General features: G+C 31.1%; 15 protein-coding genes and 1 pseudogene. 6 read left to right on the forward strand and 10 right to left on the reverse strand.

From position 1 onward, the window contains the following. Nucleotides 1–11 precede the first annotated feature (11 nt). Nucleotides 12–2,084, reverse strand: coding sequence for an HD family phosphohydrolase (locus ABNK64_RS02020; protein ID WP_300340984.1), 2,073 nt, complete (start codon nucleotides 2,082–2,084; stop codon nucleotides 12–14). Next, nucleotides 2,081–4,555, reverse strand: coding sequence for a helicase C-terminal domain-containing protein (locus ABNK64_RS02025; RefSeq protein WP_349763318.1), 2,475 nt, complete (start codon nucleotides 4,553–4,555; stop codon nucleotides 2,081–2,083). Before ABNK64_RS02025 ends, ABNK64_RS02020 begins: the two co-directional genes overlap by 4 nt. A 286-nt stretch (nucleotides 4,556–4,841) precedes the next feature. On the opposite strand from ABNK64_RS02025, the gene rpsT reads away from it, so the two are divergent. Together rpsT and ABNK64_RS02035 are read left to right on the forward strand one after the other, a co-directional pair. Further along, nucleotides 4,842–5,102, forward strand: a complete 261-nt coding sequence (gene rpsT / locus ABNK64_RS02030) for a 30S ribosomal protein S20 (protein WP_291256643.1) — start codon at nucleotides 4,842–4,844, stop codon at nucleotides 5,100–5,102. Between the two features lie 65 nt (nucleotides 5,103–5,167). After that, a complete protein-coding gene (locus tag ABNK64_RS02035) occupies nucleotides 5,168–5,671 on the forward strand; it encodes a KdsC family phosphatase (RefSeq protein WP_349763319.1) in 504 nt (167 codons plus the stop codon). Between the two features lie 62 nt (nucleotides 5,672–5,733). Here the strand turns inward: ABNK64_RS02035 and ABNK64_RS02040 are convergent, their stop codons facing one another. Together ABNK64_RS02040 and ABNK64_RS02045 are read right to left on the reverse strand one after the other, a co-directional pair. Continuing rightward, entirely contained in the window at nucleotides 5,734–6,294 is a 561-nt protein-coding gene (locus tag ABNK64_RS02040; protein ID WP_349763320.1) for an OmpA family protein, read from the reverse strand. 13 nt (nucleotides 6,295–6,307) lie between these two features. After that, complete coding sequence (locus ABNK64_RS02045; RefSeq protein WP_291256119.1) at nucleotides 6,308–7,474, reverse strand: L,D-transpeptidase family protein; 1,167 nt, start codon at nucleotides 7,472–7,474, stop codon at nucleotides 6,308–6,310. Between the two features lie 130 nt (nucleotides 7,475–7,604). On the opposite strand from ABNK64_RS02045, the gene ABNK64_RS02050 reads away from it, so the two are divergent. Together ABNK64_RS02050 and ABNK64_RS11210 are read left to right on the forward strand one after the other, a co-directional pair. Further along, nucleotides 7,605–8,054 carry a cyclic nucleotide-binding domain-containing protein gene (locus ABNK64_RS02050; protein ID WP_349763321.1) on the forward strand — a complete coding sequence of 150 codons (450 nt, stop codon included), beginning with the start codon at nucleotides 7,605–7,607 and terminating at the stop codon, nucleotides 8,052–8,054. A gap of 48 nt (nucleotides 8,055–8,102) precedes the next feature. Beyond that, nucleotides 8,103–8,444, forward strand: a complete 342-nt coding sequence (locus ABNK64_RS11210) for a rubredoxin (protein WP_456878790.1) — start codon at nucleotides 8,103–8,105, stop codon at nucleotides 8,442–8,444. A gap of 61 nt (nucleotides 8,445–8,505) precedes the next feature. Here ABNK64_RS11210 and ABNK64_RS02065 read toward each other — a convergent pair whose 3' ends face one another. The 6 genes from ABNK64_RS02065 to ABNK64_RS02090 form a co-directional block, all read right to left on the reverse strand. Then, nucleotides 8,506–9,264, reverse strand: a complete 759-nt coding sequence (locus ABNK64_RS02065; RefSeq protein ID WP_349763322.1) for a YdcF family protein — start codon at nucleotides 9,262–9,264, stop codon at nucleotides 8,506–8,508. Between the two features lie 106 nt (nucleotides 9,265–9,370). After that, nucleotides 9,371–10,405 (reverse strand): ribonucleotide-diphosphate reductase subunit beta, encoded by a 1,035-nt coding sequence (locus ABNK64_RS02070; protein ID WP_291259658.1) that lies wholly within the window; start codon nucleotides 10,403–10,405, stop codon nucleotides 9,371–9,373. Continuing rightward, on the reverse strand, nucleotides 10,398–12,647 hold the full coding sequence (locus ABNK64_RS02075) for a ribonucleoside-diphosphate reductase subunit alpha (protein ID WP_349763323.1): 2,250 nt from the start codon (nucleotides 12,645–12,647) through the stop codon (nucleotides 10,398–10,400). Before ABNK64_RS02075 ends, ABNK64_RS02070 begins: the two co-directional genes overlap by 8 nt. Then, on the reverse strand, nucleotides 12,647–12,850 hold the full coding sequence (locus ABNK64_RS02080; RefSeq protein WP_291255938.1) for a glutaredoxin family protein: 204 nt from the start codon (nucleotides 12,848–12,850) through the stop codon (nucleotides 12,647–12,649). Before ABNK64_RS02080 ends, ABNK64_RS02075 begins: the two co-directional genes overlap by 1 nt. Nucleotides 12,851–13,021: 171 nt before the next feature. Then, the gene (gene ptsP, locus ABNK64_RS02085) at nucleotides 13,022–14,749 is read right to left on the reverse strand and encodes a phosphoenolpyruvate--protein phosphotransferase (RefSeq protein WP_291255937.1); all 1,728 of its coding nucleotides are present in this window, start codon (nucleotides 14,747–14,749) and stop codon (nucleotides 13,022–13,024) included. 79 nt (nucleotides 14,750–14,828) lie between these two features. Beyond that, nucleotides 14,829–15,092 (reverse strand): HPr family phosphocarrier protein, encoded by a 264-nt coding sequence (locus ABNK64_RS02090; protein WP_176846374.1) that lies wholly within the window; start codon nucleotides 15,090–15,092, stop codon nucleotides 14,829–14,831. A 199-nt stretch (nucleotides 15,093–15,291) separates the two neighbouring features. Between ABNK64_RS02090 and ABNK64_RS02095 the strand changes: the two genes are divergently transcribed. Both ABNK64_RS02095 and ABNK64_RS02100 read left to right on the forward strand, forming a co-directional pair. After that, nucleotides 15,292–16,308, forward strand: coding sequence for an alpha-hydroxy-acid oxidizing protein (locus tag ABNK64_RS02095; RefSeq protein ID WP_349763324.1), 1,017 nt, complete (start codon nucleotides 15,292–15,294; stop codon nucleotides 16,306–16,308). Between the two features lie 10 nt (nucleotides 16,309–16,318). Beyond that, nucleotides 16,319–17,344, forward strand: a pseudogene (locus ABNK64_RS02100) (asparaginase); the annotation flags it as partial. Between the last annotated feature and the right edge of the window lie 109 nt (nucleotides 17,345–17,453).

Here is a 17,453-nt window from a genome sequence, read left to right on the forward strand (position 1 = left end):
CTCCTTATATTTTATTTTTGTCCTGGATATTTAATTCTAACATGGTGAATACTTACTAAAGTTTTTACAAAAGTTTTTATTATAACCTCTATCTCTTTAAAAGTAAGATTCGCTTCTGATAACTGGTTATCCTCTATTTTTCCATTTATTATCTTTCTAATCATACTCTCCATTGCCATTGGTGATTTCTCATCCAACGATCTTATAGCTGCTTCAATAGAATCTGCTAGCATTATTATTGCTGATTCCTTTGTTTTAGGTTTTGGTCCACTATATCTAAACTCCTCTTTTTCAACATTTGGATCTATATTCTTTGCTGCATTATAAAAGTATGCTAAAAATGTAGTCCCCTGATGTTCATACATAATATCCCTTATCTCTTTAGGGATTTGATACTCTTTTGCTAGCTCTGCTCCATCTTTAGTATGTGAGGTAATTATTAGTGTACTCATAAATGGTGAAATCTTATTATGTGGATTCTCTCCATTTTGTTGATTTTCTACATAAAATTTAGGTCTCTTTGTCTTTCCTAAATCATGGTAATATGAAGCTACACGGCAAAAAACTGCATTTGCTCCTATGGCTGTTGCTGCGTTTTCTGAAAGTGTGGCTACCATCACTGAGTGTTGGAATGTTCCTGGAGCTTCCACTGATATTTTTTTCAAAAGTGGGTGTGATAAATCTCCTAACTCCAACAATCTAAATATAGTTAATATATTAAATGTCTTTTCAAAATATGGTAAGAACGCTATTGTTAACATTCCTGATACAAGCCCAGAAAGTAAAATTGATCCTACTATAATTGCAATAGTAAAGCTCTCCACCTCTGAAAAATATGAGAGCAGTAAGTACAATGTTACTTTTAGTATAGACAATTGTATTCCTGCTGCTATTATTCCTGATCTCGTTGTTATTTTAGAAACAATATGAGCTGCAAAAGCCATTGATATGAAGTATATTGTAAAATACTGTAGATTGTAATTCAATATCGGCATCAGAAAAAATAACATAAATGAAAATAGTGATATTGCATAGGTTTTGTCAACCAAGAGTATCAATAGAAAAAACGCTGTATCAACAGGAATAAAATACATCCAATCGTTGTTTAACACTCTAAAAGTGAGGAGTATCCCTGCTAAAATCAACATTGAAGATCTATAATAATTCTTATTTAAGATTATTTTTTTATAATTATTGAAAAACAAGCTATAAAACAGTGATGAGATTATCCCTAAATAAAGAATATTAGCAAAGATCAAGGAAAAACTCTTCTTATAAGAGTAGATACCACAAGCTTCTAATATCTTTATCCTTCTCTCATTCAATACTTCTCCTGTTTTAGCTATGAGTGTTCCAGCTTTTATCTCAACATATTGATCACTTATCTGAGAAACTTTTTCCTGAATATTTTTCTTTGTTTTTACCTCATCATAGATATAGTTTGGTGAAACAAAAATATCCACAATTTTTTTCTCTAAATCATTTAATTTTTCATATTTTTTATCCACTGGTGTCCTATAAAAAACACCGTTTTTCTCTTGAACTATCCCCTCTTTATAAGCTTCTACTAAGAATTTTCTACTTCCTCTCTCTATTCTATCGATCTCTTTTTCTTTGAGAGATACAAGTTCCTCTATCAAGTTTTGTGGAATCTTCTTATTTGTATTTCTCTCTAGGAGATTAGCCTCTAACTCGGTTACTATACCATTTTTCAATTGATTGATACTCTTGAAAAAGTCATCAAAATAATCTAGGTATAATTTTTCTACATCTGAAGAGTAAATATACTCTTTCCCTGATTCTTTGATTATCCCCTCTATTATCTTCTCCTTAGCACCTTGATCCTTAAAGATAATAGTGTTTGGTGCATATAGATCAGCCTTAACTATATCTCCCACCTTGTAGTTATTTTGATTGGATAACAAAGAGATTTTTGAGGAAAATGCTATGATAAACATAACCAAAATTATATATATCAATTTCTCTCTCAAGGAGTACTCTTTGGAGTAAATATTTTCATCACTATATCTATTTCTCTTTACTTCAAACTGTAGTTTCAATCCAAAGAGATTTATAGTTTTCATTTTTTACCACCTTTCAATTCTTTTATAATATCTTTTAAAATCTCTGATTTTGAAAGAACATTTATATTTTTTGTTGGAATAGAATCTATAAAAAATCTTCCATATCTCTTGGTAACAACTCTATTATCTAATATAGTTATTGTTCCTGAATCAGTTTTACTTCTTATCAATCTTCCTATTCCCTGCTTAAATTTAATTACAGCCTCTGGAACCTGATATTCTGTAAATGAATTTTTTCCCTGTGCAGTAATATGCTCAATTATCGCTTCTGTAACAGGATCACTTGGAACTTTAAATGGAAGTTTTACAATTATTACATTACTTAGTTGATTTCCTTTTATGTCAACACCTTCCCAAAAGGAATCTGTTCCAAATAAAACAGGATTTTTTCCTGCAGTATACATATTTACTAAATGTGTTCTTGAAGTCATTCCCTGAATAAATAGCTGTATACCATTTCTCTCTAACTCCTCTCTTATCATATAGTAAACATAGTTTAACATCTGATAAGAGGTAAACAATACAAAGGCCTTTCCCTTTGATGCTATGAGTTGTGCCTTCAAAAACTCTGAAACATCATCTATAAAATTTTTCTCTGAAGGATTTGGTATATCATTAGGAATATAAACCTTCATCTGTCTATCATAATCAAAAGGAGAGTGTATCACCTTTTCCAAAGTATTTTTATCCAGACCTATAGATTCCTTAAAATAACTAAAATCACTTCCTATTGCTATTGTTGCTGAAGTGAAAATTATCTGTTTCAAATTCAAATATAGATTTTTTTGCAACTCTCCATCTATCTTTAGAGGTGTAGCCACAAGTTTTGAATTACTTTTTCTACTATTTACCTCAATCCAATAGATGAATTCATCATCTGAAAAATCATGGATAAATCTGAAATTATTTATAAACCCATCTAATCTATCTACATATTTAGAAAAATCATTGATATGACCAGCTGTATCCTCTTCATCTTTCAACTCTTTTATAAGTTCTCTAACCTTTCTAATATAGGAGTTGTAATCACTTAAAAAAGTATCTTTATAATCCGTCAATGTATTTAAAAATGGAGAGTTTTCCATCTCCTCTTTCTTTGCTCTAAAAGTAAAAGTACCCATTTCTCCCTTTGAAAATACATCTATAATATGGTTAAAATACTCTCTTCCAGAAATATAAAGAGACTTATGTTTGAGTTTAATCTCTTCAATCTCTCTCTCTAATATACCTCTACTATCTATTTCAGCACTTTTTATATATTTAAGTATAAAATCTAAAGCTCCTGTATTTTTTTTCTTCCCTTCAGTTGTAAATATCTGATTCATAGTCTTGGTAAAGCTATACTTAGAAGCTTCATAAGAGAAGTAATCTCTTGCTACTTTTTCTATATTGTGTGCCTCATCAAATACGACAAGTCCATACTCTGGCAATATAGAGTACTCTGTATTAAAACCTATCTCCTTTCTAATAGCTAAATCAGAGAAATACATATGATGATTTGTTATCAATATATCAGCTTTCTTCTTCTCCTCTCTAGACTTCAAAAAGAAACACTCTGCTTTATACGGGCACTTATTTCCTGAGCACATATCTGTCTCACTCTGAAATAGCTCCCAAACACTGTTATCAACTTCAAAAGGTAATTCTCCCTTATCTCCTATCTCAGTTTGATTTCCCCATTTTATGATCTCTACAAACTGATTTTTTTGTGAAGGTGAAAAATCCTCAATAATTGAGGTATCTCCCATAGCTAAATTATGGTATTTTCTATTGCATAGATAGTTCCCACGACCTTTTACAAGAATATATTTAAAATCTCCCTGTATCACTCTTTTGGCTATTGGAATATCCTTATTTAGCAGTTGCTCTTGTAAATTTATAGTATTAGTTGAAATAACAACTCTTTTTCTATTTTTTATTGCCCACTCTATACTTGGTATCAAATAAGCCAAAGTTTTTCCTGTTCCTGTTCCAGCCTCTACTATTACAGGTATCTCTGAATTTAATCCCTTCTCTATATGCTTTGCCATATGTAGTTGTTCATCTCTATATTCAAAACCTTTAAAAGTCTGAGATAATAATCCTGTTTTTTCAAAGTATGGAGCTATATCTATCTTTACATTCTCATCTTTAAATAGTTCTATTATAACATAGACATCTGATACATCATTATTAACTATATATGAAGCCCCATCCATTCTATTGGAATATATTGACGCAACCTCTATATCAGCATCTGATGGATAAAGAAATCCAGAAGGGTGATTGTGTATAATTACCTCACCTTTTCTCATAGCCTTTAGAATAGCAGGAACAGAATAACTATTTCCCCTAGCCAATACTTGGACCTCTTGAACTACTCCATTTTCATCTGGGATTCCTCTAAAAAACACTTCATTTCCTTGAGCTTCAGCTATTTCTATTCTCATAACTTCCCTAGCTGCAGATGAAATCTTATCTTTTATATCCATAAATTTCCTTTCTTTATATTTTTTTATTACTATTATAATACATCTTTTTTGAAAAAATAGCAAGTTAAGAAAATTCTTATCTTCTAAAAAAAACTTTATTTTTTTTAGAAAGTATGGTATAATAAATTTGGTCCATTGTACAAGAAAAGGTGTCTCTTTTGTAGCTTAACTTAAACAAATTAAAAAGAACTTCTGTCAATTTCAGATTGACATTTTGTTTAAATTATGTTATCATCTTATGGAAAAAATAAAAAAATTGTTTTTTAAAACTTAGGAGGTTTTTAATTTGGCACATTCAAGATCAGCTAAAAAGAGAGTATTAGTAGCAGAAAGAAACAGAGAGAGAAATCAAGCAGTTAAATCTAGAGTTAAAACTATGGTTAAAAAAGTTTTATCAGCTGTAGAAGTTAAAGAAGTAGAAGCAGCTAACGCAGCTTTATCAGTAGCTTACAAAGAGTTAGATAAAGCAGTTTCTAAAGGAATCATGAAGAAAAATACAGCTTCTAGAAAGAAAGCTAGATTAGCAGCTAAAGTAAACGCACTTTAATTTGTACCTAAGGATATCCGTTAAAGGATATCCTTTTTTCATATCTAAATTTTGAAGGGGGTTATATGATAAAACTTATAATACTAGATGTTGATGGAACTTTAACTGATGGGAAATTATATATGGATGATAAAGACAATTGCCTCAAAGCTTTTGATGTTAAAGATGGTTTTGCAATAGTCCAATGGATTAAATTGGGTGGTATAGTAGCTATAATAACTGGAAAGTCTTCTGAGATTGTCAGAAGAAGAAAAGATGAGTTGGGAATACAAGAGTTGGCTCAAGGTGTTAGTAATAAAGTAGTCGAACTTAACAAACTCATTGAAAAGTATGGTATCACTAAAGAGGAAATCGCCTATATTGGAGATGATATTAATGATCTAGGTGTAATGAAGGAAGTTGTTTTTTCAGCTTGTCCAAAAGACGCTGTATCTGAAGTCTTAGAAAGAGTTGATTACATCTCTAGTAAAAATGGTGGAAATGGTGCTGTAAGAGAGATCTTTGAAAAGATTATGAAAGAAAATGGTATGTGGCAAAAAGTTTTAGATAGATATCTAAATGAAAAATAAAACAATAAATTTTATACAAAAAAAGAGCAAGTACAACTTAGTTATCTTGCTCTTTTAAATTATTAGAATACCACTTCATCTCTTGAAATTATAAACTCTACTCTTCTATTTCTAGATCTTCCAGCCTCTGTTTTATTTGAAGCTATTGGATTTTGTTTTCCATATCCCTCCACTGAGATATTATTAGCCATTGCTCCTCTTCCTATCAAGTAACTTTTTATAGAGTTGGCTCTCTTCAATGAAAGATTGAAATTATACTGATCACTACCAATAAAGTCAGTATGTCCATCTATCTTTAATTTTATATCCTTATGTTCCACCAAAGCTTTTGTCAATCCATTTAAACTATTCTTTACACTTCCTTTTACTGAATAGCTATCAAAGTCAAATAATATCTCCTCTGGCATAGAGAGTATAAGATTTCCATTCTCTTTTCTTATTATTACACCCTTCTCATCAAATACAATAATATCTTCAAGTGGTTTTTTCTCACTACTTACATCTTCTAAAACATACTCTGTTTCACCCTCTACTATTGTCATCTCTTTTAAATTTTCATTTGAAGATGTACAACCAGTCATTGCAAGGGACAAAATACTCAACGCTAACAAAAATTTTTTCATAGTCAGTCTCCTTTTAAAAAATTATAAACATTACATTTTCAGTAAGTCTTTGTTCGTTTTGCTTTTTATTAGGTGTTTTCATTACCCAATCAAATAAAAACTTAGCATGTTCCTCTGTTGTTCTTATACATTTTCTAGTTCCTGTAAATGTTCCCAATGTTTTCTCTTTTTGTTTCATAAAAAACTCTTTATTTATCTCTTCATCATAGTTGATAGGAGTTCCGTGTAGATATCCACCACCTGAAAATCTCATAGCATATCTTGCATACCCTTGCTTATCTCCTGCCTCTCCATTATATGGCATCACATATTTTACCATTGGAGCTGTAAAGAATCCCTTTGGAGTTTCAAATCCCAATTGACTTTCAATACCTGTTTTACTATATACATATGAGATAACTTCCCACTCTTTACTTCTATTCTTTTCAAAAACCATCATATTTTGGTTAGATACATCTATTGCTACTACTTTTGAAAAATCCTCTTGAATTACTGGATTTTTTGTCATTGTAGAGTTAGATATTATTAACTCTTCAGGTATATTAGCTACTTTTACTCTTGAAGTTGTTTTTCCTCTTTGAACTACCGATAAAATTGATCTATCTGGAATATATATCTCTTCATTGTTCACAACAGATCTCCCTATACTGCTCTGATCCAATGAAGTTCCATATTTATCTTTTGCTCTTTTAAAATTTTGGTTATTTGGATTTGGCACATATGAACTTGTACTTGCTAGTTCTCTTCCCATACCCTTTTGATCAACTACAAATTTTTCTAACTCATTTATCTTATCCAAAGCTTTCTGGAATCTAAAAACTCTCTTTCTTACAAGATTTGCTGAGATATACCCTGTTTTTCCTTTAGAATCTTCTACAAAAAACCAGTAGTTTCCATAGTACAATACTTTTTTTAGAGCTTTTAATTTAGTATCATAACCATATTTTCCAATTACCTTTCCTTTAGTTGAAGGTAGATCTCTTAAATTAGCTACTCTTCCTCTTACGAATACATAGTCTAATACTTCAGGATGACCACCTTTGTACTTTTCATTGACCTTTATATTCTCTGGAATACTGTTGTCATAAGTAGCTACTGTGGACCACTCCTCCTGCCCCGAAAAAGCAAACAAAGCTGTTCCTAAAATAAATTGACAGATAAAAAACTTTAAATATTTCATACACTCACCCATTGTTTTATAATTTTTCACAGTATAATTGTAACATCTTAATGACTACTATTCAAGTAAAATAAAATAAAAAAGGATTTTTCTTGTTTTATACGAATAATATTAAAAGAAAGGGGAGAAAATGATAGAAAAAATTAATTTAGCAACAAATAATATTGCCATCTTAGGAGCTTTAACTCAGAATGAAATTGAGTATTTACTTAAATTTCTTAATAGAAAGGATTATTCAAAGGGAGAGATTGTTTACTGTCAAAACTCATCTCCTGAAAATATCTATATAGTTGAAGTTGGTACTGTTCAAATGAGAATTAATACAGATTTTAAAAATAATTTCTCAAAAACATATAATATTGGAGATTGTTTTGGGCAGACTGCTCTTTTAGGAATTATCCCTAATATAGGGGAGTGTATAGCTTTAAGTGATGTTACTCTTTTAGAACTCTCTAAATTTTCATTTCATAAACTATCAAAAGAAAATAATCAAATTTTTGTTAAATTACTACTCAATTTAACAAGAGAGATCTGTAGATATAATCATTACATTATAAATAAATCATTGGAAAATAGATAGTATTAGTGTATAATAGATATAGGAATTAAAGTATTAGGAGGTCTATTGATGAAAAAATACGTATGTGAAGTTTGTGGATATGTTTATGATCCTGCTATTGGAGATGTAGAGCATGGTATCCCTGCTGGTACACCTTTTGAAAGTTTACCAGAAGATTGGTCTTGCCCACCTTGTGGAGTTTCAAAAGATCATTTTTCAGCTGTAATTGAGCATAACACTTCAGATAAAGATCTATATATGTGTGAAGTTTGTGGATATGTTTATGATCCTGCTGTTGGAGATGTGGAGCACGGTATCCCTGCTGGTACACCTTTTGCTGAAGTATCTGAAGATTGGGTATGTCCACCTTGTGGAGCTGGAAAAAACCATTTTTCTAAAATGAAATTCTAGAACTAAAGCAACAAAGGAGAAAATCTTACTTCACAAGTAAAATTTTCTCCTTTTTTCTATATTAATATCTTATTTTATAATAGGTATTTCCCACTGTTTCCCATAACCAAAGTTGAAATTTTAAAAAATTATAGTATTTTGGTATATAATAAAAATTATTCTCTTTTTCTTGTGAAGCTAAGAAATTACATGGTGCTGGATAGATATTAACCCCGTCTAACTTCTTTTGAAAAATAAACATACTTCTTTTCATATGAGTTGCTGAAGTTATCAATACTACATTTTTTACTCCATCTTGTTCTAATTTTTCCTTTATTAATAGAGCATTTTCATTTGTATTCTTACTACTTTCTTCTATTATAATATCCTCTTCTTTAACTCCAAGTTCCTTAAGCTCTCTAGCATACACTGAACTCTCACTCTCTTGATTTTGTAGAGGTGTTCCTCCTGAAATATATATTTTTTTAGGATATTTTCTATAATACTCTGCTGTCTTTAAAATTCTTGTTGTTGCCAGTACTCCAGGAATATTCCCCTCTACAGTTGTAGTTATTATTCCACCACCGAGTAATATATATGCCTCCCCTTTTGATAGTTCCTCTTCTGATACAACTGGATAACTACTTTCTAATTTATATATCTTTTTATCTATTATCCAATCTGTAGAAGCACAATATAGTATCACACTTATAATTATTAGCACTAATCCAGATTTTTTTCTTCTATTGAAGATGTTTCCCACCCCAATAATTAACAATAGTATAATTATTAATAGTGGTGATATTAATGTCATTGATATTATTTTCTCTATTAAAAACATATAACCTCCTCTAATAGTATTTAGAAAAAAAGCTACCTCTGTAAGGTAGCCTATGATCTTTATACTTCGATTATATATTAACAAATATTAAAAGTCAAGTTTTATACTATATTTCGTCCCAACCTTCAATAGAAGAGCTCATATTATAACTTGTAACAGTTCCTTCAAAAAAATTAGCCTTTACATTTCCATCTCCCTCTGTATCAGCAAATCTCTCTAAATGTTTGTATGGATTTTTACTGTATCCTTCATATATTGGTGCTAATCCAATCCCCTTAAGTCTTTCATTAGCCAACCATTTAGTATAATCCTCTGTACTCTTTTCTGTTATTCCCAAAATATTTGCTCCAATTATGTGATTTGTCCAGATGATCTCCTGTTCAACAGCTTTTTTAAACATCTCATAAATGCTATCCTCTTGGAAAAAATTAGGATTTTCATTTTTTATCTCTTTTATCATCTGTTGAAATATAACTACATGAGAAAGTTCATCTCTATTTATCAGTCTTATTATGTCAGATGTTCCCATCATCTTATTTCTACTTGCTAGTAGGTAGAAAAAATTAAATCCATTATAGAAGTACAGTGATTCCAATAGGTAATCTGCTATCATAACCTTTGCAAAATTCTCATCACTTGGACTCTCTATAAATTTTTGGTATATTTCAGCTATATAGCTATTTCTCTCAAATAATACCTTATCATCTCTCCATTTATCATATATATAGTTTCTTGTTTCTTTAGGTAGAATAGATTCTATTATATACTGATATGACTGTGAATGTATAGCCTCTTGGAATGTTTGAATTGATAAAATCAAATTTATCTCAGGAGCTGTAATATAATCTGAAACATTTGGTATATTATTTGTTTGTATACTATCTAAAAAGATTAAAAAAGATAGTATTCCATCATATGCCTCTTTTTCATATGATGTCAAGTTATTATAATCAACTCTATCCTGTGTTAAATCTATCTTCTCTGGTATCCAAAAGTTTCCCATCATCGTTCTATAAAGATGATTAGCCCAACCATATTTTACATTATTTAAATTAAATATGTTTGTACTATTTCCCTTTATAATCTTTCTTTCAGTTAGTGTGTCCACTCCCATAGGATTAAATAGTTTTTTCCTATCCACTACAACTTTCACACTCCTCTTTCTCATTAACTATATTGGTATTTTTTTGAATCGTTCTAATATAATAAACTGATTTGCACCCCTCTTTCCAAGCTGTCAAAAAAGTTTCAAATATATCTTTAGCTCTTATATTTTTATTCAAGTCAAAAAGAAGTTCCATAGATACACCTTGAGTTGTCCATTTTCCTATTCTGCTCATCATTTTTACATAGATTTTTGGATCTACATTTTTAAATTCTGGATAGAACCAAGCTCTCTCCTTTAGATATTTTACAACTCTTGGTACAGCTCCCTTTTGATTTTTCTCTATAAAAAATCTTGAAAAAGTTGGATTTACAGATGCTGTTGCTCCCATCAATAAAGAAGTTGATGTATTTGGAGCCACTGCTGATAACTCTCCATTACGAATACCATATCTCTTAACCAACTCAAATACTTCCTGCCACTCTTTAGAGTATTGAGAATTATTTTCATACCATTTTTGATCTTTTTGAAAAAATACTCCTCTGTTCCACATAGATCCTTCAAAGTATCTGTATGCACCTCTCTCCTTAGCTAAAAGTGCTGAAGCTTTTACTGTATAAAGAGCTATCTTCTCATATAGAGCATCTATATCTTCCAAAGATTCTTCATATATCATAAACTCTTTAGCCATATAGTCAGCAAGTCCCATTGTTCCTACACCGATTGTTCTATAGTGAGAATTGTGTCTATCTGACTCTAAAATCGGAGTCTCTGTTAGATCTATTGTATTGTCTAAGATTCTAACTGCTATTTTTGTAATCTCCTCTAACTCCTCTTTCTCTATTTCAGCCAAATTCATAGAAACTAAGTTGCAAGTATGTACCATTCCTAGATCTACACTTCTCACTCCTTGCTCCTCTTTCTCTGATCTCTCTCTATAATTTTTGCTTGGAGAAAAATTAGAAAAGCTCTCCATACATAGATTTCCATTTCCAATCATACCCATATGTTGGTTATGATTCATTCTGTTTGCACTATCTTTAAAGAAAATATATGGCATTCCTGTCTCTATCTGTACCTTCATAATCTCTTTAAAGAGCTCTCTTGCTTTTATACTCTTCTTTAATTGAAGAGTAGTATCTCCTTCTATCTCAGTGTAGACTCTCTCAAATTCCTCTCCATATAGTTCACACAATTCAATACCAAACTTCATTCTTATCTCATATGGATCAATCAATGTCCAGCTCTCATTATTTTCTACTCTTTTCATAAATAGATCTGAAACAACAACTTGTGGATATATATCATAAGCTTTCGTTCTTTGATCTCCATTTTCTGTCTGTAGTTCTAAAAACTTTTCAATATCCAAATGCCAAGTATCTAAGGCTACTGTAACAGCTCCAGCACGTCTCCCTTGCTGATTCACTGCAACTGCTGTATCATTTACTATTCTTATCCAAGGAACTACTCCACCACTAGCATTATAGTAACCATTTACCATTGAGTTTTTTGCTCTTATTCTAGAGATATTTACTCCTACCCCTCCACCATTTTTACTGATCTTAGCAATTGTATCTATGTTATAAAAAATAGACTCTATATTGTCATCAATGGCTGTTATAAAGCATGAAGATAAATTTCCTTGAGGTATTCTCAAGTTAGCTAAAATCGGAGTAGCTAATGATATCTTTTTCAAAGATAGAGCATTATAAAATTGTTTTGCTACTTCAACTCTATTCTCCTCGTTTAAAGCTAGCAACATTGCTATACACATAAATACTTCTTGAGGTAACTCACAAATATCTCCTCTATATTTCATCAAGTATCTATTTACCAACATATTAGCACCAGCATAATCATACAACATATCCCTCTCTGGAGCTATATAGTTTCCTAATATATCTATCTCTTCTTTAGAAAATTCCATCAATCTACTATCATAAACACCTTTTTTTGTAAGTATCTCTATAGTTTGATAAAACTTTCCATATGAAAATCCTCTTTTATGAAAGACCTCTCTTTCTGTTTCCATCATCAAAAGTCTTCCAGCTACATATGTCCAATCTGGCTCTTCAAAACTGACCATACTAACAGCTTGATTTATTAATGTCTCCTGTATCTTTTTTGTCTTTATTCCCTCTTGATATATAGCATCTATATGGCTCTCTAACTCCACCATATTGATCTCTAATCCATCACAGGCTTTTATTAACTTCTCTCTTATTTTTTTTATATCTAATTCCTCTTTTATCCCTGCTCTATTCACAACCCATTTCATTACATTGCCTCTAAAAACTGTTCCATTGTGTAATACTGGCCATCTTTTTCTACAACAGGTGCTGACATTATTCTAGCTTTACTAGCTACAGTCATAAGAGTTTTTAAATCATCACTATATTCATAAGCTACTTTTTTCTCATCTAATATCCCTTTTATTGTTTGACATCTGCTACAATTCTCTTTTCCATATATTTTTATCATTTTTTCCTCCTAATACAATATATATTGTTTTTCTTTTTAAGTTTTTACTATATGTAGTATTATGACATAAAAGATATACTTTTTCAAGTAGTTTTTAAATTATTTTTTTATCTCTACAACTCCCCATAAAAAAAGAGCTACCATAACAATGGTAACTCTAAAAATATTTTTTTATCTCATGTTCTCTTTATTGAATTTTTTTACAACTTCTAAAACTTCATCTGGTGTTTTTTGTGACATTACTTCTTCTACTAAAGCCTCACATTTAGCTTTATCTAAAGACATTATATTCTTCTTAATTCTAGGTATTGAAATAGCTGACATTGAGAATGCATCTAGCCCCATTCCAAATAGGATAGCTGTTGCATTTTCATCTCCAGCAAACTCTCCACACATAGATATTGTTATTCCAGCCTCATGTGCTCCTTTTATTGCCATTCTTATTGCTTCTAAAACAGCTGGATTATATGTGTTGTATAGGTGAGAAATATTTTCATTTCCTCTATCTACTGCTAATGTATATTGTGTTAAGTCATTTGTTCCTATTGAGAAGAAATCTACCTCTTCAGCAAAACTTCTAGCTCTGAAAGCAACTGCTGGAGTTTCTACCATTATTCCTAAAGCTATATTTTCATCAAACTTAGCTCCCTCTTCTCTTAATTCAGCTTTACACTCTTCTAGTATAGCTCTAGCTCTTCTTATCTCTGTAATATCCATAATCATAGGAAGCATTATTTTAATATATCCGAAAGCTGAAGCTCTTAATAAAGCTCTAAATTGAGTTTTTAAGATCTCTGTTCTATCTAGACATACTCTGATTGCTCTCCATCCAAGGAATGGGTTCTCCTCTTTTGGTAATTGCATATATGGAAGAGACTTATCTCCACCTATATCCATAGTTCTTATAGTTACTGGCTTTCCTTCCATCTTTTCAGCAACTATCTTATAAGCTTCAAATTGCTCATCTTCAGTTGGGAATCTATCATTATTCATGAAAAGGAATTCAGTTCTATATAATCCTATTCCCTTTGCTCCATTTCTTAATAATCCCTCTATATCTTTTGGAGAACCTATATTTCCCCAAGCTCCAACTTTTATTCCATCTTTTGATACAGCTTCTTTATCTTTTAATTGCTTTAAAAGCTCTTTTTCAGCAAAGAAGTTTTCTCTCTTCTCTTGATATTTTGCAATCTCTTCCTCAGTTGGATTTATTACTATATCACCTTTTAAAGCATCTACTATAACAGTATCTCCACTGTTAACTAATGAACAAATATTTCCAGTTCCTACTACTGCAGGTAACTCTAATGATCTAGCCATAATTGAAGAGTGGGCAGTTTTTCCTCCAATTTCAGTTATGAAAGCTACTACATTTTGTAGATCAATTTGAGCAGTATCTGAAGGTGTTAAATCTTTTGCTGCTATTACTGTATTAGGTGGTAGTGATCCTAAATCTAATATCTCTACACCTGCTACGTTGTATATCCATCTCTTACCGATATCTCTTAAGTCTGCAGCTCTCTCTCTTAGGTACTCATCTTCTAAGTTAGCAAGCATTTCACAATACTCATCTATTCCTCTTTGTAATGCTGCTTCAGCACTTATCTCTTCATCATCTATGATCTCTACTACTTCATCAAATAGATCCTCATCTTCTAATAAAGTTATATGTCCATCAAATATTGCAGCTTTATCCTCACCTAATTTTTGAGCTGTTTTTTCTCTGATTTTTAGTAATTGCTCTTTTGATTTTTCTCTACCGTTTAATAATCTCTCTTTTTCACAATCAGAATCGCATTTTCTCTTATCATCAATAGTTACTTCTGCTTCTTTATATAGAAATATCTTTCCAATTGCTATTCCAGGAGATGCTTCAATACCCTTAACTATTTTACTCATATTTTTTCCCTCACAATCATTGTCAATTATTTTTTCATAAAAAAGAAGGTACTTATAAAAAGTACCTTCTGTAGTGAAATTAGTCTTTTAAGTTTGCTAGAAGGTCTCCTAATTTTTCAACTGCCTCAGCTTCGTCGGCTCCTTCAGCATATACAGTCACTTTAGTTCCTTTTTTAATTCCTAATGAAAGTAATTTTAAAAGAGAAGTCCCTTTTACTTTCTTTCCAGCTTCATTTTCAACTTCTATTTGAGAAGAAAAAGTTTTTGCTAAGCTTACAAACTCGTTTCCTGGTCTAGTATGTAATCCAGTTTCATTTGTGATTTCAACAGTTTTACTTGTCATGTTTCTTCCACCCTCTCTTAATTTGTATTAAAAAAAATTCTCTTATTATCCATAGATTACTTTATTTTACATTTTTTGTCAATATTTTTTAAATTTCTATATCAACTTTTTATTAATTTGTTCTATTTCAATTGACATTGTAATTATAATGATATATCATAAATTTAGAGAATTAATAACAAAATGGTGGTGAATTCAATTGGAATTAAATACTTTAAAAGAAAACGCTAAAGAGAAAATGAAAGGATTTTGTAACTTGTGTAAGGTATGTGATGGGGTATGGTGTGCTGGAAAAGTTCCTGGAATGGGTGGAACAGGAAGTGCATCATCTTTCAAAAGAAACTACACTAAACTAAAAGAGATCAACTTAATTCTAAAGACAATTCATAATGCTAAGGATCCTATTTTAAAAACTACCCTTTGGGGAAAAGAGATTGATTTCCCAGTATTAGGTGCTCCAATTACAGGTACTAAATTTAATATGGGTGGTGGAGTTACTGAAGAAGAATACTGTGAAGATGTAATTCTTGGATGTTTAGAAGCTGGTACTATCGGTATGATTGGAGATACTGGAGATCCAACTTGCTTTGAATTTGGATTAAAAGCTATAAAAAAAGCTAATGGTTATGGAGTAGCAATTATCAAACCTAGAAGTAATGAGGAGATAATAAAGAGAATAAGAATGGCTGAGGAAGCTGGTGCTATTGCTGTAGGAGTTGACTTGGATGGTGCTGGTTTAGTTACAATGAAACTATTTGGACAACCTGTTGGTCCTAAATCTATCTCTGAACTAAAAGAGCTAGTAAACTCTACAAAACTTCCATTTATTGCTAAAGGTATTATGTGTGTAGAGGATGCACTTGCTTGTGCTGAAGCTGGAGTTGACACTATTGTTGTCTCTAATCATGGTGGAAGAGTTTTAGACTATTGTCAAAGTAGTTGTGAAGTTTTAGAAGATATTGTTAAAGCAGTTGGGGATAAACTAACTATTTTAGCTGATGGTTCAGTTAGAGAGGGAGTTGACATTCTAAAATACCTTGCCTTAGGTGCTAAAGGTGTTCTAGTGGGAAGACCTCTTATCTGGGGATCTATTGGGGGAAGAAAAGAGGGAGTTACAACAATAGTAAACACTTTAAAAAATCAACTTGTTCAAGCTATGATACTAACAGGTTGTGAAGATGTTAACTCTGTCTCAAATAAAATAATAATAAGATAATGGAGGAGTTATGTTAGATAAAATAATGATAATTAACACTGGAGGAACTATAGGAATGGTCCATAGTGATGAAAATGATAGTAGTAGTCCTCTTCGTCCTGCCAATGATTGGAATGAGATTACTAAAGAGCATCCTATTTTGAATAGATATTCTACTGATTACTATCAATTTGATCCTCTTATAGATTCTTCAGATATGTCTCCTGATATCTGGGTGGATCTAGCTAAATTCATAGGTAAACACTATGATGAATATCGTGGATTCGTTATTTTACACGGTACTGATACTATGGCTTTTACTGCATCAGCCCTGTCTTTCATGCTAAAAAATCTAAATAAACCTGTTGTCTTAACAGGATCTCAAGTACCACTTCAATTCTCTAGGAGTGATGCTTTACAAAATCTGATAACTGCTATACATATTGCTGGAAATGAGATCTATGGAGTAAAACTTGTTCCAGAAGTTTGTATATTTTTTAGGGATACACTCTTGAGAGGAAATAGATCTAGAAAGATTGATGCTACTAATTACTTTGGTTTTGCCTCTCCTAACTATCCTGCTATTGCAGAGGTAGGGGCAGATATTAGAGTTATAAAAGATAGAATCTTACCTCTATCTTCTGAAAAATTTTATATAGATCCTGTCATAAATAATGAAGTAGTCATTCTTGAATTATTTCCAGGGTTAAATCCAAGCTATTTAAAAAGTATATTTGAAACAATCAATATAAAGGGAGTTATATTAAAAACTTTTGGAAATGGAAATGCACCTACAAACAAAGAGTTTTTAGATGTTTTAAAATATATCTCCTCAAAAGGAATAGTCATTGTAGATATTACACAATGTAGTAGAGGTTTTGTTAAAATGGGACTCTATGAAGCTAGTGCTAAACTTACTGATGCTGGTGTAATAAGTGGTGTAGATCTAACACCTGAGGCTGCTGTTACAAAACTGATGTATCTTTTAGGAAAAAAACTTCCTGTAGAAGAGATTAAAAAACTTATGCAAATAGATATTTGTGGAGAGCAAACTATCAATCAATACAATTTTATATGTGATAAATTTAGAACTAATGACTATAGAACTTATGAAACAGAGGTTACTATTCCAAACTCCTTAAAAAAAGAGGATTTGATAGAAGTTG

The sequence above is a fragment of the Fusobacterium sp. SYSU M8D902 genome (assembly GCF_040199715.1).
Taxonomy (GTDB): Bacteria; Fusobacteriota; Fusobacteriia; order Fusobacteriales; family Fusobacteriaceae; genus Fusobacterium_A.